This is a genomic window from Klebsiella sp. KTE92 (assembly GCF_000398905.1).
GTDB classification, from domain to species: Bacteria; Pseudomonadota; Gammaproteobacteria; order Enterobacterales; family Enterobacteriaceae; genus Klebsiella; species Klebsiella variicola.
This window is the reverse complement of record NZ_KB976100.1, coordinates 2,570,517-2,593,514: the sequence shown is the minus strand read 5'-3', so window position 1 is coordinate 2,593,514 and position 22,998 is coordinate 2,570,517. Positions and strand designations below refer to the sequence as shown.

Genomic DNA, 22,998 nt, shown 5'->3' with positions numbered 1-22,998 from the left:
GCAAGTGCAGCGCCGCCCGGCAATGGGCATCCGGCTCTGTTGCCGGATTAATGCCCGGTGGCGGCTGCGCCTTACCGGGCCTACGAGCTGTCTCTCACCGCTCCGTAACAATGTAGGCCGGGCAAGCGCAGCGCCGCCCGGCATCGGGCAGCCGGGTTTAGCTGCCGCGGTAGGTCGACCACCCGCCCGGGGCGATGAGAAACGGCAGATGGAAATGGTCATCTGCCGCCTCGCCGATAACAAAATCAATCTGCGCCCGGGTAAAGACGCTCTCCCGCCCGGCGCGGGCAAACCACGCCCCGGTTTCCGCTGTTAAGCAATAGCGCCCCGCCGGCAGCGGCGCGGCGCTAAAGGTGGCGATACGCCCCTGGGCGTTGGTCACCAGGTTCGCCAGCGTCTCGCCCTCCCGGCTCAGGCTGACCGTCACGCCTTCCGCCGGCCTGCCGGTGGAAATATCCAGAATATGGGTGCTCAGGGTACTCATTCGCCAATCACTCCTTCCAGTCTTAACATCGTAATCTCTCGCAGCTGGGCAAGCGCCTCAGTCACTTCTTCGTCGGCGGTATGCTGCAGTCGGCGCGTCAGCGCCTGTAAAATCGCTTCGCCGCTGCGCCCTTTGGCGCGGATTAAAAACACCCGGCCAAAACGGGCCTCGTAGCGGGCATTGCCCTCCTGCAGGGCCTGCGCGAGCCGCTCATTCTCGCTGTCCACCACCGACTGCTCCTGGCGCGACAGCGCCGCGTGCGCCTGGCCGCCGGTCGGCTTTTCACCGATCCGCGGATGGGCGCTGAGCGCCGCGTTCAGCTCGTCCTCTCCCCAGTAATCCATCGCCTCACGGGCGGTCTGCAGTAGCGCATGACGGCTGGCGAAAGGTCGCAAGTTCACCAGCGTCTCGCCCCAGGCCGGGATCGCCACGCAGGGGACCAGCAGCCCCACTGCCTCATCTTTACTCAGGCCGTTAAACTGACTCAGCGCGATCATCCTGACTCCTTATCGTTTTCGTCGCCGCCTGCTCCTGCGGCAGAATAAGGTTCAGCGCTATCGCTACCAGCCCACCGCTGGTGGCCGCCGAACCGAACAGATCGCCGACCATCGGCGGAAAATGGCTAAGAAACGCCGGCACTGACTCCACGCCAAGGCCAGCACCAAACGCCAGCCCCACAATCAGCACATCGCGACGGCTCAGCGGGGTCTGGGTAATAATCCGGATCCCGGCCGCCACTACACAGCCAAACATCACCATCGTGGCGCCCCCCAGCACCGGCGCCGGGATCTGCCGCAGCAGTTCGCCCACCGGGGGAAACAGTCCAAGCAGGATCAGAATCACGCCAATGTAGCGTCCGACATAGCGGCTGGCCACCCCGGTCATCTGGATCACGCCGTTGTTCTGCGCGAAGGTGGTGTTCGGAAAAGCACAGAGCATGGCGGCCACCATACAGCTGACACCGTCCGCCAGGATACCGCCCTTCAGCCGGTTACGAAAAGCGTGATCATCAATAGACTGTTGCGAAATCAGCGAGTTGGCCGTCAGATCGCCCACCGCCTCCAGAATACAAACCAGCGACACCAGGGCGACCGGCAGAAATATCGCGCTGTTAAACTGAAAGCCGAACGGAAACAGCGTCGGCAGGCGAAACAGAGTGTCGCCCAGGCTGTGAAGATGGAACTGACCGCTCAGCCCTGCCGCGACGCAGCCCACGGCAATGCCCACCACCACCGAGGAGAGACGCAGCCAGCGGTTTTTGGCGCAGCTCAGCAGGACGATAACCCCGAGGGTGCCCGCCCCGAGCGCGATGTTGCTCATGCTGGCGAAATCCTCGGCCTTTTCCCCACCGCACCAGTTGATGACGCTGACTTTGATCAGACTGATGCCGATCAGCGCAATCACGCTGCCGGTGATAATGGGGGTAAAGATTTTTTTCAGCGGCTCAATAAAACGGCTGACAATCACCGGCACCAGAGCGGCGACAAAGTTAACGCCAAACAGCATCGCCATCATATCCTGCGGCCCGCCGCCCTGCGCTTTTACCCACATCCCTCCGGCCACCGTCACGCCGAGGAAGGCGAAGCTGGTGCCCTGCATGCAGATCATCCCGGCGCCAACGCCCCATACCCGATTGGACTGCAGAAAGGTGCCAATGCCCGAGGCCAGCAGCGACATACTGATGAGATACGGCAGCCAGTCGCCAAGCCCGAGGGTAGCGCCGATAATCAGCGGCGGCGTGATGATCCCCACCAGGCCCGCCAGCACATGCTGGAGAGCGCTGAAAAAGGCCGGAAGCGGTGGGATCCGCTGTTCAAGGCCGTAAAGCAAGCCACTGTGATGTTCGTCAGACATGGTGTAATCCCATAGCAAAGAGAAGTGCATGGGCTAGTGCACAAAGCAGGCCAGAGACGACAAAAGCGACCAGAAAATTTCATTAATGCTGCAAAATCATTAGCTTACATTACTCTGTTAACGTATACCCCCGCACCGCTGAAAATCAGCACGCTGAAACGATAGATTCCTGATGCAATATTAAGAAACTTTTGATTCATAAAAAGGCAACCAATACGTCACATTGCACCAATGCGGTGCGCCGTGAGCTATCGCTGTGCTTTGAGCAGGCGGTTTTCCTCCCTCCGGCGAACTGGTACGTAAATTGCTGGAGTCAGTCACGACATCTGGATAAGGAGAATAAAATGAAAGCAATCGTGATTGGCGCCGGCATCGGCGGCTTAAGTGCGGCAGTGGCGCTCAAACAGTCGGGAATCGACTGCGACGTCTATGAAGCGGTGAAAGAGATCAAACCGGTCGGCGCGGCGATTTCCGTGTGGCCCAACGGCGTGAAGTGCATGGCCCACCTCGGCATGGGTGACATCATGGAGACTTTCGGCGGGCCGCTGCGCCGGATGGCGTATCGTGATTTCCGCAGCGGCGAGAACATGACCCAGTTCAGTCTCGCCCCGCTGATCGAACGCACCGGCAGCCGCCCCTGCCCGGTCTCCCGGGCAGAGCTGCAGCGGGAAATGCTGGATTTCTGGGGACGGGAAAGCGTGCAGTTCGGCAAACGCGTCACCCGCTGTGAGGAAGATGCCGACGGCGTGACGGTGTGGTTTACCGATGGCAGCAGCGCCAGCGGCGATCTGCTGATTGCCGCCGACGGCAGCCATTCCGCACTGCGTCCGTGGGTGCTGGGCTTTACCCCGCAGCGCCGCTACGCCGGCTACGTCAACTGGAACGGTCTGGTGGAAATAGATGAAGCGCTGGCGCCCGGCGACCAGTGGACCACCTTTGTCGGCGGAGGCAAGCGCGTCTCGCTGATGCCGGTCTCCGCCGGCCGGTTCTATTTTTTCTTTGATGTGCCGCTGCCGGCGGGTCTGGCGGAGGATCGCGACACTCTGCGCGCCGACCTCAGCCGCTATTTTGCCGGCTGGGCGCCGCCGGTGCAGCAGCTTATCGCCACCCTCGACCCGCAGACCACCAACCGTATTGAAATCCATGATATCGAGCCGTTCAGCCGCCTGGTGCGCGGCCGCGTCGCGCTGCTCGGCGACGCCGGACACAGCACCACCCCGGATATTGGCCAGGGAGGCTGCGCGGCGATGGAAGATGCGGTGGTGCTGGGCGCCGTTTTCCGCCAGACCCACGATATTGCGGCCGCGCTGCGCGAGTACGAGGCCCAGCGCTGCGACCGGGTTCGTGACCTGGTGCTGAAGGCGCGCAAGCGCTGCGATATTACCCACGGGAAGGATATGCAGCTCACCGAAGCCTGGTACCAGGAGCTGCGCGAGGAGACCGGGGAGCGCATTATCAACGGCATGTGCGACACCATCCTCAGCGGGCCGCTGGGCTGACCGTCGCCATGGATTCAATCACCGCACTCAGCGTCTGAATGGCCATTTGCGCGGGCCGCGAAAGCTGACGCGAGGGCGCGGTACACAGCGCCAGGGTCAGCGGTCGCAGCAGCGTACTGCGCAGCGGGATAAAGGCCAGCTGTCCGCGCTGGACTTCGTCCAGCACGTCGAGCAGGCTGAGGAGCGTCACGCCGCTGCCGCGCAGCACCAGCGACTTGATGAGCCGGATATCATTGCAGCTGATGGTATTCTCCGGCGCAAAGTCATGGTGGCGATAGAGGAGCGCCACCCGCTCATGGACGATCAGCGGCGCGCCGGGCACGATATGCCGCTCCAGGCTGAGCTCGCCCAATGACAGCGCTTTCGCCCCCGCCAGGGGGTGGTCCGGGCGCATCACAATCCCCACATCCAGTTCGGCAAAGGCCAGCACGCTGAGTCCGGCCTGCCCCTGCGGATCGAGGATCAGGCCGACGTCCAGGTCCGCCTGACGCACTTTCTGGCTGACGGTGTGGCTGTCGGCCACCTGCAGATCCAGCTCCAGCCACGGCCAGCTGGCGATGATCTCCGCCAGCGCGGCGGCGAAGCCCCCTTCCGCCAGCGCCTGCACCATCCCAACGCTGACGCTCCCGCGCTTCATCCCCTGCAGCTCATCAAATTTCTGTCGGGTCTGGCGAAATTCCTTCTGCCAGCGCAGCAGATTGTCATACAGCAGTTCACCGGCGGTGGTCATCCGCAGTCCCTCCGGCAGGCGCTCGAACAGCGGGGTGCCGAAGGCCTCCTCGGCCTGCAGGATCTGGCGGTTAATTGCCGAGGCGGAGATATGCAGCTGCTCGGCGGCCCGGCGCAAGCTGCCGCAGCGGGCCACGGCGATAAAATAGTGGGCGAAACGGGAAAAAGGACTCATGGCACCCCTGTACTCTTTTTTGCAACAGCAGAGTGAATTAATGGTGATGGATGTGAACACCCTAATATGACAACAATAATCTCACAACAATAAAACAATCACCGATGTGAGCAGGAAGAGAAATCATGAAGACAATCACCCCCACGCCCCCCGCCCATTGCACCTTTGATCCAGAGGACTGGCTGCGGCTGGCCCGCTGCTGGCACCCGGTGGCCCGCGCCTGCGATATTACCGGCGCCCCGGTGAAAGCCACCCTGCTGGACGAACAGCTGGTTATCTACCGTATTAAAGGCCAGGTGGTGGTCGCCCGCGACGTCTGCCCGCACCGCGGGGTGCCGCTGACCCTGGGGTTTCATGAAGAGGAAGGCATCGTCTGCCCCTATCATGGCCTGCGCTTTGGTGAGGATGGCCGCTGCAACCGTATCCCCTCCAGCCCGGGGCAACCCATTCCGGCCAAACTGCATCTCACCAGCTTCGCCGTGGAGGAGCGCTACGGGCTGATCTGGACCTGCCTGGCCTGCGATCCGGACAATCCGCCGCCGTTACCGACCATGCCGCACTGGGACGACGCGGGATTTCAGCAAATCAACTGCCCGGCCTTCGAGGTGAAGGGATTTGCCGGCCGCCAGGTCGAAGGCTTTCTCGATGTCGCCCACTTCGCGTGGATCCACACCGACACCTTCGCCGATCCGGACAACCAGCAGGTGCCGGACTACACCCCGCAGGAGACGCCGTTCGGCTTTGTTGCCGACTACTGGAGCTCGGTGGGCAATTACCCGGCCAGCTCCGATTTCCGCGCGCCGGAAGGGTTCCAGTGGCTGCGTCACTTTGAAATGCATCTGCCGTTCACCGCTACGCTGACCATCCATTTTCCCGCCGACGCCAGGCTGGTGATCATGAACGCCGCCTCGCCGGTGTCGTCACGGGTGACGCGGATGTTTGCCCCTATTGCCCGCAATTTCGACCTGCACGTGCCGGTGGAAGACGTACATGCGTTCAACCTGCGGGTGTTCGAAGAGGACCGCCTGATGGTAGAAACCCAGCGTCCGGAGCGGCTGCCGCTGGATCTGACCCTTGAGGCGCATATTCCGGCAGACCGTAGCTCCATCGCCTACCGGCGTGGGCTGAAGAAGATGGGTTTTGGCGATTTCTTTCTGGTATGAGTGGAGGTCATATGCGCGACATATTCCCCGTGGTGGTCGATGGCCTGTGGCGTCAGGGCGCGAAAAATCTGGCCGTTCGTCTGGTGAGCGCCGAGGGGCAACCGCTGCCGGCGTGGACACCCGGCGCCCATATCGATCTCCATCTTCCCTGCGGGCTGATCCGCCAGTACTCCCTGACCGGCAGCCCGGCCGAACGGGATCACTATCTGCTCTGCATCGCCCGCGAGGCGCAGTCCCGCGGTGGCTCAGGCTATGTCCACGACACCCTGCGCCCGGGACAACCGCTGATGATCTCTGCCCCGCGCAACCACTTTCCGCTGCACGAGGGCGGCCATGTGGTGCTTCTCGCCGCCGGGATCGGCATTACGCCACTGCTGGCGATGGCCCACGCCCGGGCGGCGTCCGGCGCCAGCTTTACGCTGTACTATTACGTTAGCCGTGCGCAGGAGGCCGCCTTCGCCACCGAGATCGCCCGCCAGCTAACCGGTGGAATCTGCCAGATCCACTGCTCAGACGAGGGGCAGAGTCCGCGCCAGCGGCTGGCGCAGGATCTGGGGGCTCCGCACGCCGACACCCGGGTCTACTTCTGCGGTCCGCCCGGATTTATGGCCCGGGTTCGCGATACCGCGCGGGCGGCCGGATGGGAGGAGGCGCAATTGCACAGCGAAGCGTTCCAGCCGCCCGCCCCGACGGCAGCGTCAGCGGCGGACGGAACCTTCACCATCACCCTCGCCTCCACCGGGGAACGCTGGCCGGTCCCGGGGAACAAAACCATCGCCCAGGTGCTACAGGAGCATGGCGTCGCGGTGCCGCTCTCCTGCGAGATGGGGATCTGCGGCGCCTGCCTGACGCCGGTGCGGGAGGGAACCGTCGACCACCGGGATACCGTGCAGTCGGAGGCGGAAAAACAGGCCGCAGAGCAGCATATTGCGCTGTGCTGCTCCCGCAGCCTGTCGGCCAATTTAGTTATCGATCTCGCGGGATAAGCGGCCCGTCTCCGGCTGGTCAGCGCTGGCGACCGGTTTCACCCGCACGGCGGCGAAAACAATCACCATCGCGCTCAACAGCAGCAGACCGCTGCCGGTGAAGACGCCGCTGGCGCCGTGCAAATCAAACACCGCCCCGCCGCCGGCGGCTCCGGCGCTGATGGCCAGCTGAATAGAGGCGACCAGCAGACCGCCCGCGCTTTCTGCTTCATCCGGCACGGTGGTGGCAAGCCAGGTGGACCAGGCCACCGGCACCAGACCGAAGGCAAATCCCCACAGGGCGACCAGCAGCCCGTCCAGCATGGTCAGATGGCCAAACGTCACCATCAGCAGCGCCAGAACGCTCATCATCAACGGCACCAGCGCCAGGGTCAGGCGCAGGCTATGGCTCAGCAGATAGCTCGCCACCGAGGTGCCGATAAAGTTAGCGATACCGAAGCCGAGCAATATCAGCGAGACCCCTTCGACACTGGCCTGCGCAACGGTCTCAAGGAACGGCCGCAGGTAGGTAAAGAAGGCGAAATGGCCGCTAAAAATCAGGATTGTCGCCAGCATGCCGCCCAGCATACCGGGACGGCGCAGCACCCTGAACAGCGTGGAGAAGGTCCCGACGCTCTCCGGACGCATGGAGGGCAGCACCCACAGTTGCCAGAGCAGCGCCAGCAGGCTGGGTATCGCACAGAGAATAAATACGTTGCGCCAGCCGATCAGCTCGCCAAGATAGCTGCCGAGCGGCGCGGCTACCACCGTAGCGACAGACACCGCGGAAAAGATGATCGCCAGCGCCTTCGGCACATGGGCCGCCGGCACCAGACGCATCGCCGTGGCAGTGGACATCGCCCAGAAGCCGCCGATGGCGACCCCCAGCAGCAGACGGCCCAGCAGGAGAAACGCCAGCGAATCGGCAAAAGCGACCATCAGGCTGGAGACTATCTGCAGCACGGAAAAGAACATCAGCACCCAGCGGCGATCGATATTGCGGGTGGCGGTGGCGATCAGCAGGCCGGTGACTAACGCCACCAGCGCCGTCGCGGTGACCGCCTGTCCGGCCATCCCTTCACTGACCCCGAGGCTGCTGGCCATCGGCGTTAACAGGCTGGCGGGCAGAAACTCGGCCACGATCAGGCCGAACACCCCGAGGGCCAGGGCATAGACGGCGCGCCAGGCAGGTTTGGCGGGTGACAGGCTCGCGTCAGCAGCTATGCAGGAACTCATATACATCTCTCCAGTTTTATTAACATCCTGGTCATCTTAGGGACTTACCTTTGGACGATATATGATGCATACTCTTCAGTTATTGATTATTCGTCCGGAATTACCATGAGCCAGCCTGGCATCGACCTGACCAGCGAACTGTTGCGCGGGATGCGCCTCTCCGGCGTTAACTACCGGCGCATCGAAACCGCACGCCCGTTCGGCGTCGGCTTTAGCGCCGTGGCGGGTAAAGCCCAGTTCCATTTCATCAGCCGCGGGCCGGTGCTGCTGCGCATGGCCAGCGGAGAACAGTTCACCCTCGAGAGCGGCGATGCACTGTTTATTCCCAACGGCGACGGGCACGCCCTGCTTTCTGATCCGCAGGCCACGGTGGTCAATGTGGCCCAGCTGCCCAGCGAAACGGTGTGCAGCACGGTAAGCTGTATCAACGCCGGCGGCCGCCCGGACTGCCCGGAGCGCGCCGTCATTTTCAGCGGTTGTATGGATTTTGAGCTCGGCGGCATGCAGCCGCTGGTGAAGGCCATGCCCGAGGTGATGCGGGTCAGCAGCCTGCTAAACACCTGGCCGGAGATCCAGCCGCTGTTGGTAGCGATGGAGCGGGAATCCCTCACCCGCCAGGTAGGCTATGCCGGGATCCTCGCCCGGCTGGCGGACGTGGTGGCCGCGCTGATTGTCCGTGGCTGGGTCGAGTGCGGATGTGGCAACGCCACCGGTTGGGTACAGGTCCTGCGCGATCCCCGGCTGGCAAAAGCGATCTATGCCATGCATCAGCGCCCGGGGGTCAACTGGAAAGTGGAAGATCTGGCGCGGGAGGCGGGGCTTTCACGCTCGCTGTTCGCGGAACGTTTTCTCGCCGCGACAGACACCACCCCCGCCCGCTATCTGACCGAGCTGCGTATGCGGCTGGCGGTGCAGTACATCACCCACGAAGGCCAGGCGCTGGAAACGGTCGCCTTCAGCCTCGGGTATCAATCGCTGGCGGCCTTCAGCCGGGCCTTCAAACGCATCACCGGCCAGCCGCCGGGGGCCCTGCGCGCCACAGCACGCTAGATTCAGCTTTTATGTAAAGCGATACACGCCGTTGCCGACGCGAAAGCGCTGCCCCTTAAGCGCCGGGTTGGCGACGCGAAACACCAGTTCGGTCAGCTGGTTAGCGGGTCCTTCGCGGAAAGTAAACCACTGGCCGCCCACGTCCAGTCCCTGCTCCCCCTGTGGCGGGAAGCCCAGCAGCGCCTGCCAGCGATCGCGTACCGCCTGCGGATTGACCACCTCGAACACCGCCTGCTCAAGCGCAATGTCGCCCAGCGGGTGCGGCACGTCCAGTTCCTGAGCGCGCAGCCGCGCCAGCCGGGTGGTATCGTCTTCTCCCCACTGCAGCACAAATGGATAGACCAGCCCGTCAGTGTCGCCATCGATGGTGAAGATCCGCCAGCGGATGATATTGCCCTGCGGATCGTTGCGCTGACCATCGACAATCGGTGATACCGCCAACCCCTTGCGACGCAACTGGTCATGAGTGGCCTCGATGTCGTCGCTGCGCAGCGCCACCCGAAACAGCGCTTCGTTCTCCGGCAGCAACCGCTCGGCATCCCGCGAAAGCAGGAACCTGTCCGTCGCGGCGCGCAGTTCGTCCGTGTCGGAAATGGCGAGGAATTCGATATAGGTCAGGCCAAAATAGCTCAGCGCATTGCGGGTTCCCCACCCCGGATGTCGCCCTCCGGCCACCGCCCGCAGCTGCTGGTCGGCAAAGGTCTGAATGGCCGCTTCCGGCTGATTCACAAACTGTACTGCGTGGTCCCACTGCAAGGTTGCCATGATCTCTCCCGCGATTGTGCCTGTTCAGGCGCCTGCGGCAAAAGATAGTGCTGGGGTGAAGGGAATGGCAAACAAGAATTAAATATATCGAAAGCTGGATAAGTGATTTATATCAACGCGGTATGTTGAGTCTAACCGGTGATGAAACGGCGGGCTAAGAACCGCCCGCCGGAGGGATCAGACCGACCCTTCTTTCTCGATCACCAGAATACGCGCCGCCCCCTGCGGATGGGCGACATGCTCGCATCCCACTTCGGCGTAGAAGATATCGCCAGCGTTCAGCATGATGACCTGCTCCTCGCCGTCGACTTTCACATGCATCGCCACCTGACCATCCATCACGGCAAACACCTCCTGACCATCGTTGATGTGCCAGATATAGGGTTGGTCGGTCCAGTGCAGACGCACGGTGGTCCCGGAAAAATTGGCGATATCCAGCGCGCCCCACGGGCGGTCGGCGGTGAAATCTTTACTGCTCCAGCTCTGCATGATGGTGTCCTGTGGTAAGGGTTATTTTTTCTGCCAGTTTGCCCAGGGATCCGCTTTCTCCACCGGCGCGTCATCATCAAGGGAGGCGAGATACATGGCCTCAACCTCTTTGCGCGCCCACGGCGTCCGGCGGAGAAATTTGAGGCTGGACTTAATGCTGGGATCGCTTTTAAAGCAGTTAATGTTGACCTGGCGGGCCATTTCCGCCCAGCCATAGCGCGCCACCAGGGCATTGAGCAACGCTTCCAGCGTCACGCCGTGCAGGGGATCTTTCGAGCTGTGCATTACGATACGTCCGTTCCGCATTAAAAAAGTGCGCCTACCTTACTGGCTCTGACCGACGGGCGCAACCGGCTTCATTACGCGCTTTGCGCCTATATCTATTTAACGCAAAAGCACTGAACCCCGCGCGGTCATAAATTAGAAAATAACGTTATTGGTTGCTTATTTGGCCTTGAGGCAAGCTGTGTTCAGCCCCGGACAGAGGAAATCACCATGCGCTGCTGTTGTGCCCGAACCCTGAACCTGAATCAACCCATAACTTATTACCCCGTTTTCGGAGAACACAATGAACGCGACCACCCTGCCGATTCTCGACCTGGCCCGCTACGCGGACCCCGCGAATAAAGCGGCCTTCCTGGCCGACCTGCGTCACGCCGCCCGCGACATCGGCTTCTTCTATTTGATCAACCACGGTGTGGACGACGCGCTTCAGTATGAAGTTCAGCGCCAGTCTCAACGCTTTTTTGCTCTCGATGAGGCGCAGAAACAGCAGGTGGCAATGATCCACTCCCCCCATTTTCGCGGCTATAACCGCGCGGCCTCAGAGCTGACGCGCGGCCAGCCTGACTGGCGAGAGCAGTTTGATATCGGCGCCGAACGTCCGGCGCTGACCCTCAGCGACGACGCCCCGCGCTGGCAGCGCCTGCAGGGTCCGAATCTGTGGCCTGCCGCCCTGCCGTCGCTTAAACCGGTGTTACTTCACTGGCAACAGCAGATGACCCAGGTGGGCATCCGCCTGCTGCGCGCTTTTGCCGAAGCCCTGCAGCTCCCGGAGAATGCCTTTGACCGGCTCTACGGCGAGAAACCCAACGAGCATATCAAACTGATCCGCTATCCCGGCCAGCAGGAGACCCAAAGCAGCCAGGGCGTCGGCGCCCATAAAGATTCCGGTTTCCTCAGCTTCCTGCTGCAGGACGAACAGAAAGGACTGCAGGTAGAGGTCGCGCCTGGACAATGGATCGACGCCGTGCCGCTGGCCGGCAGCTTTGTGGTCAATATTGGCGAACTGCTGGAGCTGGCGACCAACGGGTATTTGCGCGCCACCGTCCATCGCGTGGTGTCGCCGCCGGCGCAGCAGCAGCGCCTCTCCATCGCTTTCTTCCTCGGCGCCCAGCTTGACGCGGTGGTGCCGGTTTACACCCTGCCGCCCGAACTGGCGCGTGAAGCGCGAGGTCCGGACAGCGACCCGCACAATCCGCTGCTACGCGATGTCGGCTGGAATTATCTCAAGGGCCGTCTGCGTTCCCATCCGGACGTGGCGGAACGCTACTATCAGGACGTGTTTCGCGAACGCGCCGAGCAATTGATCGTTTAACCATAACTAAAAAGGAACACACCATGAAATATGCCGCTTTTAAACTGGCAGGGGTCGCACTGTCTCTTTCTCTGGCATGGACGTCTGCCCAGGCTGCCGCGCTGCGCGTCGCCGCGGACCCGGTTCCCCACGCGGAGATCCTCAACTACATCAAAAAAATCGATCCCAGCCTCGATCTGAAGGTGGTGGAGCTGACCAGCGGGGTCAACGCCAATGAACTGCTGGCCAGTGGCGATGTGGATGCCAACTACTTCCAGCATGTTCCCTATCTGAAGGATCAGGAAAAAGCGCTGGGTAAAACCTTTGCCGTCGCGGCCACCGTGCATATTGAGCCGCTGGGAATTTACTCGCATAAGCATAAAGATTTCTCATCACTGCCGGAAAACGCCACCGTAGCGGTGCCGAATAACACCACCAACCTGAGCCGGGCGCTGTTCCTGCTGCAGGCGCAGAAGCTTATTAAGCTGGATCCCAAATTTACCGACCCGGCCACCACCCTGGCGACGCCGAAGGATATTGTCGAGAACCCGAAACACCTGAAGATTCTGGAGATTGAATCACCGCAGATCCCGCGTTCCCTCGACGATGTCGACCTGGCGGTGATTAACGGTAACTACGCGCTGGAAGCCGGCCTGGTGCCAGCGAAAGATGCCCTGGGGCTGGAAAGCGCCGAGCATAATCCGTACGCCAATATTCTGGTGACCACCCCAGCCCTGGCGAATGACCCGCGCATTAAGGCGCTGGCGAAAGATCTGACGTCACCGCAGGTGGCGGAGTTTATCCGTAAAACCTACAACGGCTCGGTGATCCCGGTGGCCCCTCAGTCATGATAACCATCGAAGGGCTGAGCAAAACCTACGCCGGAACCGGCCGACCGGCGCTGAACGATATCGCGTTGCAGATACCGAAAGGGGCAATATACGGCATTCTCGGGCGCAGTGGCGCCGGCAAAAGTACGCTCATCCGCTGTCTTAATTTACTGGAGCGGCCCACCTCGGGCCGCATTCTGGTGAACGGACAGGATATTACCCAGTTGAACAAGGCGGCGCTGCGGGATTATCGCCTGCGCACCGGGATGATTTTCCAGCACTTCAATCTGCTGCATGCCCGCACCGTCGCTGACAACATCGCGGTGCCGCTGGAGATTGCCGGAGTGCCGAGGGCCGCTCGCGAGGCCAGGGTGCGCGAACTGCTGGAGCTGGTGGATCTCAGCGAAAAGGCCGCCGCCTTCCCGTCGCAGCTTTCCGGTGGGCAAAAACAGCGCGTCGGCATCGCCCGGGCGCTGGCCGCCCGGCCGGAAGTGTTGCTGTGCGATGAGGCGACCAGTGCGCTGGATCCCGAGACCACCGCCTCGGTGCTGGCCCTGCTGGCGGATATTAACCAGCGCCTCAATCTGACCATCGTGTTGATTACGCACCAGCTGGAGGTGGTGAAAACCATTTGTGACCACGCGGCGCTGCTGGAACAGGGCGAGATTGTCGAGAGCGGTAAACTCGCCGACCTGCTGGTGACCCCATGGTCGCGGCTGCGCCAGTCGTTGCTGCACGACCCGCAGGCTGAACAAGATTTTCTTACCCGTCACGGCGTTCAGGGGAGGCCATTATGCGGAGTAGCATGAGCTGGGAAGATTTGTGGCCGTTATTACTCGACGGCACGCTGGATACGCTTTATATGGTGGGCCTGGCGGCCCTGTTTACCGTTCTGATCGGGCTGCCCACCGGCGTGCTGTTATTTATTTCCCGCGCCAACGGGCTGGCGCCGATGCCGAAACTGAACGCGCTGTTAGGCGCGGTGATCAACATCGGCAGGTCGCTGCCGTTTATCGTGCTGCTGATCGCCCTGATCCCCTTTACCCGCCTGATCGTCGGCACCACGCTGGGCAGCACCGCCGCCATCGTGCCGGTGACCATCGGCGCCTTTCCGTTCTTTGCCCGTCTGACGGAAAACGCGCTCGACGAGGTGGACTACGGGAGAATCGAAGCCATTCTGTCGATGGGCGGTAACGTCTGGCACGTGATTTTTAAATCCCTGCTGCCGGAAGCCCTGCCAACGCTGCTGGCCGGGATCACGCTGACCATCGTGATGCTGATTGGTTTCTCCTCCATGGCCGGTGTGATCGGCGGCGGTGGACTCGGCGACCTCGCCATCCGCTACGGCTATCAGCGGTTTAATAATGAAGTCATGTTTGGCACGGTGCTGATCCTGGTGGCGATGGTCCAGGGCGTGCAAATGGCCGGCGATCGGCTGGTGCGCAGCCTGGCCCACCGTCGCTAACCGTCAGACACTAGTTCCAGCCGCACTCTGCCGCCAGCTGACGAACCAGACTGGCGGCGTCACACTCGCGGATCAACCCCACACCCTGCCCGGCCCAGTGGGCGCCATACTCATGAACGCCCTGGGCTTTCGCGGCGGCGGCCAGCGCTTTGCCGATATCATACGCCAGCGGATAATCCGGCACGGCGCTCGCCGGACAGGCTTCCCCCAGCGCACAGAAGGCATTCGCCAGACAGCGTGCCGGACGCCCGGATATCGCGGAGGTCAGCACCGTACGTCCGTCAATGCTGTTGTTGATCGCCGCGCGATAACCGGCGTCGGCGGCCGATTCCGGACACAGTAAAAACGCCGTACCGAGCTGAACGCCCTGCGCCCCCAACTGCATTACGCTGGTGATCCCCGCCCCGTCCATGATGCCCCCGGCGGCTACCACCGGGATGGTTAGCCGACGCCGCAGAAGTTGCACCAGGGTGAAGGTGCTCAGTTGGGCATCAGGCTCCTGCGGAGCAAAGATCCCCCGGTGCCCGCCCGCCTCATAGCCCTGAGCGACCACTACGTCGATCCCCTGCTGTTCAATCAGCAGCGCCTCCTGGAGCGAGGTTGCCGTCGCCAGGGTGACAATCCGCTGCTGTCGCAGACGCTGGATCGTCTCACGTTCAGGAAGACCAAAATGAAAACTCACCACCGCCGGCGACAGGTCGAGAAGCAGCTCCAGCATCGGCGCATGACCGATAAATGTCTGGTAGATCTCGCTTAACGAATCCGGTGGCGTACTGCCATAGCGGGCAAAATGGGGTCGTAAAGTTGTTGCCCAGTCGGCTTCCCGCCGGGCGTCGCGCCGGGGCGGCGCATGGCAGAACAGATTGACATTGAACGGACGGTCCGTCAGCTGGCGGGTGGCGACTATCATCGCTTCCGCCTGGGCAACGGTTGAAGCACCCAGCCCCAGCGAGCCCAGCGCGCCGGCATGACTTACCGCGGCAGCCAGCGCGGGGGTGGAGACGCCCGCCATCGGGGCCTGAATCAGGGGATAATCAATATCAATAAGCGAAAGCAGCGGGTTGCTCATGGTTTCCTCATGCATTAGCGGTGCCGGAGGCTTACCATCTCCTTTAAAGATGGTAAGATCAACATCATTATCGTATTGAGAAGAAAAATATGAACCACAGCACACTAGAGATCTTCATTCAGGTGGCAGAAACGCATAGCGTCACCCAGGCAGCAAAACGGCTGGGCCGCGCACAGTCCAATATCACGACCCGCATTCAGCAGCTGGAAGAGGAGCTTGCCGTTGAGCTCTTCGTTCGCGGCAACAAAAAAATGGTGTTGTCCCCGGCAGGCGTACAGTTTCTCAGCTATGCCCGGCGGATCCTGAGCCTGGCGGAAGAGGCAAAGCAGGCTCTGCATCCGACAACCCCAGGCGGCAGTCTGCGTCTGGGCGCGATGGAGGCGACCGCCGCCAGCCGGCTGCCGCCGCTGCTAACCCGCTTTCAACAACGGTGCCCGCAGGTGGATATCACCCTCATCACCCAACCGACCCGCCAGTTAACCGAGGGAGTGTTAACCGCCGCCCTCGATGCCGCGCTGGTCTGCCTGCCGCCTGGGGCCGATGGTCAACCGGCCTGTCCCGCCGAGCTGGCATGCACCCCGGTGTTTTATGAAACGCTGATGCTGGTCCGTCCGCAGACCCCGGGCCCGCTGCGGTTCGCGGCATTCGCCAGCGGCTGCAGCTACCGCGCGCTGGGCGAACGCTGGCTGGCGGAGCAGCAGGCGGCCGTCGAGGTGCATGAGGTCAACTCCTATCACAGCATGCTCGCCTGCGTGGCTTCCGGACGCTACGCCTGCCTGCTGCCGCAGAGCGTGCTGTCGCAGATGACGCTTCCCGAAAACTGCCTTAGCGAACCGCTGTGCGAGGCGACCACCCAGCTTATCTGGCGCAGCGGCTTGAACGCCCCCGCTCTGAGCGAGTGGCGCAAGCTGCTGCAAAGCGTGGCGATTGGCTAAGCCCGGCGTTCGGTAAAGACCAGCCCTGCGGCAATCAGCAGCGCCAGCGCCGCAGCATAGAGCGCCGGGTTAAATGAAGCCGCGATCTGATACAGCGCGCCGGCGATAAGCGGCCCGGCAATCTGTCCCACGCCGTACAGTGCAGTCATCGCGGCAATCATATTGAAGCTCACCTGATGGCTGAGACTTTTCGCCTTCGGTAGCGCAATGGTGACGGTGCCCATAAAGGTAAAGCCCACCAATAGCGCGCTTAGCACGCAAAACAGCAGTGAAGCGCTGCAGGCTGGAAGGATCACGCCAAGCGCCTGGACGATCAGGTTGCGGGTCAGCGCCTGCCGGTACCCCCACTTTAGCACCAGCTTATGCCAGATAAGGCAGGACGGCGCGGCCGCCAGACCAAACAGCGCCCACAGATGGACCGGGTCAACGCTCTGCAGCGAACCGGACAGAAACAACGGCAGATAAGTGGCGGTGATGATATAGCCGAAGCCCGCCAGGCCGTAAACCATCAATAGTCGCCACGCCGCGCGACGCGTATCGCTCCCGGCCTCAGGCAAGGAGGTCTCAACATGGGAAACCCTCACCAGTGCAGCCGGCGGAGTCAGCAGCCAACGGATCGCCAGCGCCAGCAGCAGACCGGCGCATAATGCGCAGAGCAGCCAGATCTGCTGGCTGGTGAGGCTCAGGGCATGTCCAAGGGCGATCCCCTCCGCAGAGATAAATATCCCCAGCCCCACCCCGGCATACAGCAACGGCGCCCCGTGATGATGGCCCATATGTTCCAGCAGCCACAGCGAACCGGCAATCAGCGTTATCGCGCTCAGCGCGCCGGCGACGGCGCGCAGCGCAATAATGGTCCACGGCGAGCTCACCCAGGCCAGCAGCGCCAGGCTGGCGATGGTCAACCCGGCGGAGATAATGCTCAGTCGGCTGGCGGCCCCAGGCTGCACCCGCGCCAGCAGCAACGCGCCGACCAGATAACCAGCGTAATTGGCCGACGCGGCGAGATTGCCCTGGTGCAGGGTCAACAGACCTTCATTAAGCATCAGCGGCAGCACGCCGGTGAAGGCAAAGCGCCCGTAGCCCATGCCGATCATCAGTACTATCGACCCAGCCAGTGCCAGCCATATGGCCTGGCGCGATCTGTTATTCATCCACCACCTCACAATGATTCTCATATTAAGAACAATAGTATTTTATAATTCTTTTTTTATTATGATTAAGAGAGAATGTCGGCGCAAGGCGGACGTTAATCCGCTATGGTATTGACAGAGAGAAAATGGCGCCCGGGCACGTCTTAACACACGCCGGGCCGATTTACCGGTACAGTATCAACTTGAGCTTTTGCTAACGGGAGCCATTATGTTGTTCAGCCATATGCGTATTGCCAGACCGGTCAGTGAACTGGACGCCACCGCCAGCATGTATTGCGCCGGGCTGGGGCTTCAGCAACTCGGCAGCTTTACCGATCATGAAGGATTCAGCGGGATTATGCTCGGCGCGCCCGACGCGGGCTGGCATCTGGAATTCACCCACTGTCGCCACCATCCCGTCACTCCCTCGCCAGGAGATGAAGATTTGCTGGTGCTGTATTACCCACAGCAGGCGGAATGGCAAGCACAGTGCGCCGCCATGGACGCCGCCGGCTTTCTGCGGGTCACGGCGTTTAACCCTTACTGGGAAGTCAATGGCGTTACTTTCGTCGACCGCGACGGCTATCGCACCGTGTTGCAAAACCGCGCCTGGGGAGAAGTACGAAGCGCTTCCGATCACGAGGAGAATCAATAACCTCTCCTGTGTGTCCTGCACCGCGTCCGGCGCGGGCGCTATGGCTCTTCCGCCCGCAGCCACGGCGTCACCGTGAGCCCGGGCAGCAGCCCTTCCGGACTGAGCAATCGGGTGACCGTCTGTCCCCACGGTTCGTCGCACGCCGCGACGAGCAGGCGGTATCCCCGCTGCTGCAGCCGCGCCGTCGCCGCAGTAAGGTCGCGGACCTCAAACTCAATCCATGCCTGCGGCACCGGCTCCGTCTCCGGCCACTGGTCCTGACCAAAGCAGGACTGCGCCGCCTGCGCCAGCGGCCACAGCGCGAAATGTTTCACCCCGCCGATGGCATCCTGCTCGCTGAGGAGATACGCCTCGTTACCCGGCATCGGCTTTAGCGGCAAACCCAACGCCTGACAATAGAAGTCACGGCTTTGCGACGTGCTGCGGGTGATGGGACCGAAGCCCGCAATGAACAAAACGTCAATATCAGCGAAATCGTGGGACATGTTCTCTCCTGAACGCGGCGGTAAGCTAACGCCATCATGCCCGTACGCAGGCGCCAGCGGCAAACCCGATTAATGGCGGGCGCATTCACAACATCATCGACGGTACAGACCGTTGCGCCCCTTCGTACAGACGGCGACTTCATCGGTGACAGATAAAACGCCCTCGCGACTCGCCAGCGTCCTCGCGGCGCGCTATGCTAAACATCCCTTGTATTAATCACTTATCCCTATGAGCACTTCCGTCAGCACCACGCAACTCAATTTGCGCATCATTTCGATCGTTGTCTTCACCTGTATCTGCTATCTCTCCATCGGCCTGCCGCTGGCCGTACTGCCGGGATACATTCACTATCAGCTGGGCTACAGCACCTTTGTCGCCGGGATTGTGATCAGCCTGCAATACATCTCAACGCTGATCAGTCGACCGCACGCCGGGCGCTATACCGATATCTGGGGCCCGAAAAAAGTGGTCAGTCTCGGGATCATCTGCTGTCTGCTGAGCGGAGCATTCACCCTGCTGGCGGTGCTTTTGCAGGCGACGCCGATGCTGGCCATCGCCGCGCTGCTGGCGGGCCGGGTGTTTCTTGGTGTCGGCGAGAGCTTTACCGCGACCGGCGCCACGCTCTGGGGGATCAAAACCGTCGGCGCGATCCATACCTCGCGGGTGATCTCCTGGAATGGCGTGGCAACCTATGTCGCCATGGCGATCGGGGCGCCGCTGGGGGTCACCCTTAACCACTATTTCGGCATTAGCGGATTTGCCACGGTGGTGGTGGTGGTGGCCGCCATCGGCCTGCTGTTCGCCCGCACCCGCCAGGATGTCAGCGTGACTGCCGGTGTCAGAGCGCCCTTTCACGCAGTGGTACGAAAAATTTGGCCTTATGGCCTGGGGCTGGCCTTTGGTACCGTTGGCTTCGGCGTTATCGCCACCTTCATCACCCTCTATTTTGCGGCGCACAGCTGGCAGGGCGCGGCGTTTACCCTCTCCCTGTTCAGCGTCGGCTTTATCTGCGTCCGCCTGGTGCTGGGAAATACCATTACCCGCTATGGCGGGGTCCCGGTCTCGCTGGTCTGCTTTGTGATCGAGTGTCTCGGCCTGCTGCTGATCTGGCTGGCGCCGTCAGCTTGGGTGGCTGGCGTCGGCGCCTTTCTCACCGGCTCGGGTTTTTCCCTGGTCTTCCCGGCGCTAGGGGTCGAGGCAGTCAAACAGGTGGAAGAGCAAAACCAGGGGACCGCCCTCGGCACCTACTCGGCGTTTCTTGACCTGGCGCTGGGACTCACCGGGCCGCTGGCCGGATGGGTCGCCGGCTTCTACGACCTCGCCACGCTATATCTGTTGGCGGCGATTGTCGTGGTGTTCGCTTTCCTGCTCATTTTACGCGTCCAGCGACAACAGCGAGCCGTCTCAGGAACGTAGTCAGCCCTGGCCCGCGGATCGCCGCGGGCAAAAAACGAATCGGCAATTGACGACGATTCGGCTTCCATGCCAACATCCTCCTCAGCGTCTGACAACAGATGCAAGGACGGTAGCGGAGAACAACAGAGATCGCACAACGATCCAGCCCGGCGCCGTAGTCCAATCCGAATCACTGACCCACACGGTGAATTCCTGATTCTGGCGGGAAACACAGACATGCACCAAAGTTTTAATCAGCGCGTTCATTTCTATTACTGCGTCCTGGTCGCGCTGAAGATGCACGGAAAGTCGAAAAAATCGGGCGGTATCAGAGGAAAGAATAACTTTCTGCTGAAATGGCTGCGCCGGGCGCAGGATAACAACATCTTCCCGCCCGATATCACCAGCGAAATTGAATGGCTGCGAGGTAAAATCATTCAGGCCGGTTACGACACCGATCTCGAACCGATGCTGGATTTTGTTTACGCCACCGCCAGCCGCGCTGAAGCGCTCAAGAACGCCGAATAAGTCACTGCGCCCGCAACGGGCGCAGTGACTGTCCATCCCACCGCCTCCCTGAGCGTACCGACCAGACGCGAAAAGCCCACTGATGTTTATTCTTTTTGTGACACTGTCACGAAGTGGGTTACCGCTGGTAACATTCGGCGGCTGACAGGCTGCCAGTAGCGTTCTATGCTTTGCCCAGTCTTCCCTCACACAGGACCGCGCTATGGCTGACTGGAACCCTTCTTTGTATCTGCAATTTGACGCTGAACGTACCCGCCCCGCGGCCGACCTGCTCTCGCGTATTGCCCATCTGCAGGTTGAGCACGTTGTCGACCTTGGCTGCGGGCCGGGAAACAGCACCCGCCTGCTGCGCGCCGCCTGGCCGCTGGCGGCAATCACCGGTATCGATAACTCCCCGGCCATGCTGGCTCAGGCGGCACAGGCCTTACCCGACTGTGAGTTCATCGACGCCGATATTGCCCGCTGGCGGCCTGCGCAACCGGTAGACGTGATCTATGCGAACGCCTCTCTGCAGTGGCTGGCGGATCATGAGACGCTGTTTCCACATCTGGTGGCGCAGCTGGCCGTCAACGGAACGCTGGCCGTGCAAATGCCGGATAACTGGCAGGAACCTTCGCATACCCTGATGCGCCAGGTCGCCGACGAGCAGGGATTACCGGACCGCGGGCGCCAGCCCTTACTCCCGCCGGACGCCTGGTATGACATGCTGACCCGTCAGGGTTGTGAAGTTGATATCTGGCGCACCACCTATTTTCATCCCCTCGCTTCCCATCAGGCGATAAGCGACTGGTTGCAGGGGACCGGATTGCGTCCCTATCTGGCCGGCCTGGACGAGCAGTCCAGAAACGCATTTCTGACACGCTATGTCGAACTACTGGCCGAACACTATCCGTTACAGTGTAACGGAAAGGTGCTCCTGCGATTCCCCAGGTTGTTTATCGTGGCGCGAAAAATCGACGTCTAACCGGAATGAGCTCGTAAGCGTGGTAATGGGTATGGAAAACAGGGCGAAAAATCGTCCTGCTTATCAGGATGAAACATCCTGAACATTGCGATATTCAACCTCTTTCCCGGCATGCGACAGTGATTGCCATCTCAACACCCAATAACGGGAGTCACTGTGGAAAATAGCGCTGTTAATCGCAACACCCTGGCCGCCATTGCGCCAAAACTGGCCGAACTGACCGAAACGGTACTGTTTGGTGATATCTGGGCTCGCCGCGATCTGTCGCCCCGCGAACGGAGCCTGATCACCCTTTCTGCCCTGACGGCGCTGGGTAAAACCCAGCAACTGCCGTGGCATATCGCTCTCGGCTATCAAAATGGCCTGAGCCAGGCCGAAATCGTCGAGCTGTTCACCCACCTGGCGTTCTATGCCGGCTGGCCAGCGGCGGCCAGCGCCCTGACCTGTCTGAATGAGCAGGAGACACCATGCCCCTGACCCGCATATCGCTTGGCACGGCCTGGCGTCCCACGGAGTTTGCTCAATTGTCGGCGCTCTTTCATGAATGTCTGGTGGCAGAGTTCGACGTGCCGTCAGCAGATAAATTTCAGTTTATCGAGCAGGCCGCCGACGAGCAGCGCATTTACGACCCGAACTACCTCAGCGACGGACGCAGCGCCCGCTTCGTGCTGTTTCATATTTTCGCCGGTAAACCGCGCAGCCGGGCGCAGAAACAGGGGCTTTATCGTCGGCTCTGTGCGCGGTTAGCCGATGAGATGGCGGTCAGCCCGCAGGACGTGATGGTGGTTATCCAGTTTAATCAGCAGGAGGACTGGAGTTTTAGCGCAGGGAGGATGGCTATTGAATAACGCCGGCGGCGCCGCATGAGGCGCCGCGTTTCAGCACTATATTATTTGCTACCAGGCGAGATGATGCACCAGTGAGAGATCCCAGGCCGTAGCCAATAGTGAAAGAAACATAATCAGATTGACCACTGTGTCGAGACGTTTTTCCATCGTTGCTTCTCCTGAGCCGGTTTCCCCTGTTATAGCGGGAAAAGCTTAACAACCTCTTACCGCTTCAGGACCCAAGCGTGATCCTGTAGCGCACATAATCGTCAGCCGGGGTAAACTCATCATACAGATGACGGGCGGGATTATCACGGCGCGTATGCCAGTACAGCCGCGACCAGCCTTTGTCTGCCCCTTCGGTTTGCAGCGACTTAATGATTGTTCTGGCAATGCCTTGTCCACGGAAGGCAGGATCGACAAACAGATCCTCCAGATAGCAGATGGGCGTGGTGACCCAGGTTCCCTCGTGAAGAATGCAGATGGCGAACCCCACCACCGTATCATCGACCACAGCCACCCTGCCCAGCACCGGGGAGTTCATGTCCAGCATTCGCTGCCAGGTGCATTCGGTCACCTCTTCCGGCTGCGGGCTGCCGTAGAAGCGGGTATAGCCTTCCCAGAGATTAAGCCATTCGGCTTTGTCGTGCGGCCGTATTTCCCGGATATCGATGACCATGCGAGTTTCCTTACAGATGAATGAATTAGCCTGCGAACATTGGCAGG

Annotated in this window: 27 protein-coding genes; 15 read left to right on the top strand and 12 right to left on the bottom strand. The window is 61.2% G+C overall.

The genetic code is table 11. The features are described 5' to 3' along the window. Positions 1–157: 157 nt before the first annotated feature. Genes uraH through A1WC_RS13185 form a run of 3 tightly spaced genes read right to left on the bottom strand, consistent with a single transcriptional unit; the run spans position 158 to position 2,338 of the window. Complete coding sequence (uraH, locus tag A1WC_RS13175; protein WP_016161009.1) at positions 158–484, bottom strand: hydroxyisourate hydrolase; 327 nt, start codon at positions 482–484, stop codon at positions 158–160. Beyond that, positions 481–981 (bottom strand): 2-oxo-4-hydroxy-4-carboxy-5-ureidoimidazoline decarboxylase, encoded by a 501-nt coding sequence (gene uraD / locus A1WC_RS13180; RefSeq protein ID WP_016161008.1) that lies wholly within the window; start codon positions 979–981, stop codon positions 481–483. Before uraD ends, uraH begins: the two co-directional genes overlap by 4 nt. After that, positions 959–2,338, bottom strand: a complete 1,380-nt coding sequence (locus tag A1WC_RS13185) for a nucleobase:cation symporter-2 family protein (protein WP_012968246.1) — start codon at positions 2,336–2,338, stop codon at positions 959–961. Before A1WC_RS13185 ends, uraD begins: the two co-directional genes overlap by 23 nt. A gap of 344 nt (positions 2,339–2,682) precedes the next feature. Between A1WC_RS13185 and hpxO the strand changes: the two genes are divergently transcribed. Beyond that, positions 2,683–3,837: an FAD-dependent urate hydroxylase HpxO gene (gene hpxO / locus A1WC_RS13190; protein ID WP_016161007.1), complete on the top strand. Its 1,155-nt coding sequence runs from the start codon at positions 2,683–2,685 to the stop codon at positions 3,835–3,837. On the opposite strand, the gene hpxR is transcribed toward hpxO, so the two are convergent. Continuing rightward, the gene (gene hpxR / locus A1WC_RS13195) at positions 3,818–4,741 is read right to left on the bottom strand and encodes a LysR family hpxDE operon transcriptional regulator HpxR (RefSeq protein ID WP_016161006.1); all 924 of its coding nucleotides are present in this window, start codon (positions 4,739–4,741) and stop codon (positions 3,818–3,820) included. The genes hpxO and hpxR overlap by 20 nt on opposite strands. Before the next feature lie 125 nt (positions 4,742–4,866). Between hpxR and hpxD the strand changes: the two genes are divergently transcribed. After that, positions 4,867–5,904 (top strand): molybdenum cofactor-independent xanthine hydroxylase subunit HpxD, encoded by a 1,038-nt coding sequence (gene hpxD, locus A1WC_RS13200; RefSeq protein ID WP_004148366.1) that lies wholly within the window; start codon positions 4,867–4,869, stop codon positions 5,902–5,904. A gap of 11 nt (positions 5,905–5,915) precedes the next feature. Beyond that, positions 5,916–6,890, top strand: a complete 975-nt coding sequence (gene hpxE, locus A1WC_RS13205; protein WP_016161005.1) for a molybdenum cofactor-independent xanthine hydroxylase subunit HpxE — start codon at positions 5,916–5,918, stop codon at positions 6,888–6,890. On the opposite strand, the gene A1WC_RS13210 is transcribed toward hpxE, so the two are convergent. Beyond that, positions 6,867–8,105, bottom strand: coding sequence for an MFS transporter (locus tag A1WC_RS13210; protein WP_008804927.1), 1,239 nt, complete (start codon positions 8,103–8,105; stop codon positions 6,867–6,869). The two genes, hpxE and A1WC_RS13210, sit on opposite strands and share 24 nt — an antisense overlap. A 105-nt stretch (positions 8,106–8,210) precedes the next feature. On the opposite strand from A1WC_RS13210, the gene A1WC_RS13215 reads away from it, so the two are divergent. Further along, positions 8,211–9,155: an AraC family transcriptional regulator gene (locus tag A1WC_RS13215; protein ID WP_008804928.1), complete on the top strand. Its 945-nt coding sequence runs from the start codon at positions 8,211–8,213 to the stop codon at positions 9,153–9,155. Positions 9,156–9,164: 9 nt separating this feature from the next. Here the strand turns inward: A1WC_RS13215 and A1WC_RS13220 are convergent, their stop codons facing one another. The 3 genes from A1WC_RS13220 to A1WC_RS13230 all read right to left on the bottom strand — a co-directional run bounded on the left by A1WC_RS13220 (position 9,165) and on the right by A1WC_RS13230 (position 10,694). Beyond that, positions 9,165–9,920, bottom strand: a complete 756-nt coding sequence (locus A1WC_RS13220; RefSeq protein WP_008804929.1) for a VOC family protein — start codon at positions 9,918–9,920, stop codon at positions 9,165–9,167. 177 nt (positions 9,921–10,097) lie between these two features. Continuing rightward, positions 10,098–10,409 (bottom strand): cupin domain-containing protein, encoded by a 312-nt coding sequence (locus A1WC_RS13225; protein ID WP_016161004.1) that lies wholly within the window; start codon positions 10,407–10,409, stop codon positions 10,098–10,100. A 21-nt stretch (positions 10,410–10,430) separates the two neighbouring features. Next, positions 10,431–10,694, bottom strand: a complete 264-nt coding sequence (locus A1WC_RS13230; RefSeq protein ID WP_002904643.1) for a VF530 family DNA-binding protein — start codon at positions 10,692–10,694, stop codon at positions 10,431–10,433. 283 nt (positions 10,695–10,977) lie between these two features. Here A1WC_RS13230 and A1WC_RS13235 point away from each other — a divergent pair, with 283 nt between their 5' ends. From A1WC_RS13235 to A1WC_RS13250, 4 genes are read left to right on the top strand one after another with little or no spacing between them, the layout of a single operon-like run. After that, positions 10,978–12,006 carry an isopenicillin N synthase family dioxygenase gene (locus A1WC_RS13235; RefSeq protein ID WP_016161003.1) on the top strand — a complete coding sequence of 343 codons (1,029 nt, stop codon included), beginning with the start codon at positions 10,978–10,980 and terminating at the stop codon, positions 12,004–12,006. Positions 12,007–12,029: 23 nt separating this feature from the next. After that, complete coding sequence (locus tag A1WC_RS13240; protein ID WP_002904638.1) at positions 12,030–12,836, top strand: MetQ/NlpA family ABC transporter substrate-binding protein; 807 nt, start codon at positions 12,030–12,032, stop codon at positions 12,834–12,836. Further along, positions 12,833–13,624, top strand: coding sequence for a methionine ABC transporter ATP-binding protein (locus tag A1WC_RS13245; protein ID WP_008804932.1), 792 nt, complete (start codon positions 12,833–12,835; stop codon positions 13,622–13,624). The genes A1WC_RS13240 and A1WC_RS13245 overlap by 4 nt, the downstream gene beginning before the upstream one ends. Continuing rightward, positions 13,621–14,280, top strand: coding sequence for a methionine ABC transporter permease (locus tag A1WC_RS13250; protein WP_004217626.1), 660 nt, complete (start codon positions 13,621–13,623; stop codon positions 14,278–14,280). Before A1WC_RS13245 ends, A1WC_RS13250 begins: the two co-directional genes overlap by 4 nt. Before the next feature lie 10 nt (positions 14,281–14,290). Here A1WC_RS13250 and A1WC_RS13255 read toward each other — a convergent pair whose 3' ends face one another. Then, positions 14,291–15,349, bottom strand: a complete 1,059-nt coding sequence (locus A1WC_RS13255) for an NAD(P)H-dependent flavin oxidoreductase (RefSeq protein ID WP_012968253.1) — start codon at positions 15,347–15,349, stop codon at positions 14,291–14,293. Between the two features lie 89 nt (positions 15,350–15,438). Here A1WC_RS13255 and A1WC_RS13260 point away from each other — a divergent pair, with 89 nt between their 5' ends. Further along, entirely contained in the window at positions 15,439–16,284 is an 846-nt protein-coding gene (locus A1WC_RS13260; protein ID WP_016161002.1) for a LysR substrate-binding domain-containing protein, read from the top strand. On the opposite strand, the gene A1WC_RS13265 is transcribed toward A1WC_RS13260, so the two are convergent. Beyond that, entirely contained in the window at positions 16,281–17,438 is a 1,158-nt protein-coding gene (locus tag A1WC_RS13265) for a YbfB/YjiJ family MFS transporter (protein ID WP_008804936.1), read from the bottom strand. The genes A1WC_RS13260 and A1WC_RS13265 overlap by 4 nt on opposite strands. Before the next feature lie 208 nt (positions 17,439–17,646). Here A1WC_RS13265 and A1WC_RS13270 point away from each other — a divergent pair, with 208 nt between their 5' ends. Further along, positions 17,647–18,072, top strand: a complete 426-nt coding sequence (locus A1WC_RS13270) for a VOC family protein (protein ID WP_016161001.1) — start codon at positions 17,647–17,649, stop codon at positions 18,070–18,072. A gap of 38 nt (positions 18,073–18,110) precedes the next feature. Here the strand turns inward: A1WC_RS13270 and A1WC_RS13275 are convergent, their stop codons facing one another. Beyond that, positions 18,111–18,557, bottom strand: a complete 447-nt coding sequence (locus A1WC_RS13275; protein WP_016161000.1) for a VOC family protein — start codon at positions 18,555–18,557, stop codon at positions 18,111–18,113. A 229-nt stretch (positions 18,558–18,786) separates the two neighbouring features. On the opposite strand from A1WC_RS13275, the gene A1WC_RS13280 reads away from it, so the two are divergent. The 5 genes from A1WC_RS13280 to A1WC_RS13300 all read left to right on the top strand — a co-directional run bounded on the left by A1WC_RS13280 (position 18,787) and on the right by A1WC_RS13300 (position 22,293). Beyond that, positions 18,787–19,974: an MFS transporter gene (locus A1WC_RS13280; RefSeq protein WP_008804939.1), complete on the top strand. Its 1,188-nt coding sequence runs from the start codon at positions 18,787–18,789 to the stop codon at positions 19,972–19,974. 216 nt (positions 19,975–20,190) lie between these two features. Further along, positions 20,191–20,481, top strand: a complete 291-nt coding sequence (locus A1WC_RS13285) for a hypothetical protein (RefSeq protein WP_008804940.1) — start codon at positions 20,191–20,193, stop codon at positions 20,479–20,481. A 202-nt stretch (positions 20,482–20,683) separates the two neighbouring features. Beyond that, positions 20,684–21,445: a trans-aconitate 2-methyltransferase gene (gene tam / locus A1WC_RS13290; RefSeq protein ID WP_012541762.1), complete on the top strand. Its 762-nt coding sequence runs from the start codon at positions 20,684–20,686 to the stop codon at positions 21,443–21,445. 156 nt (positions 21,446–21,601) lie between these two features. Next, positions 21,602–21,922 carry a carboxymuconolactone decarboxylase family protein gene (locus tag A1WC_RS13295; protein WP_008804942.1) on the top strand — a complete coding sequence of 107 codons (321 nt, stop codon included), beginning with the start codon at positions 21,602–21,604 and terminating at the stop codon, positions 21,920–21,922. Then, the gene (locus tag A1WC_RS13300) at positions 21,913–22,293 is read left to right on the top strand and encodes a tautomerase family protein (protein WP_016160999.1); all 381 of its coding nucleotides are present in this window, start codon (positions 21,913–21,915) and stop codon (positions 22,291–22,293) included. The genes A1WC_RS13295 and A1WC_RS13300 overlap by 10 nt, the downstream gene beginning before the upstream one ends. A 211-nt stretch (positions 22,294–22,504) precedes the next feature. On the opposite strand, the gene A1WC_RS13305 is transcribed toward A1WC_RS13300, so the two are convergent. After that, the gene (locus A1WC_RS13305) at positions 22,505–22,951 is read right to left on the bottom strand and encodes a GNAT family N-acetyltransferase (RefSeq protein ID WP_012968261.1); all 447 of its coding nucleotides are present in this window, start codon (positions 22,949–22,951) and stop codon (positions 22,505–22,507) included. Between the last annotated feature and the right edge of the window lie 47 nt (positions 22,952–22,998).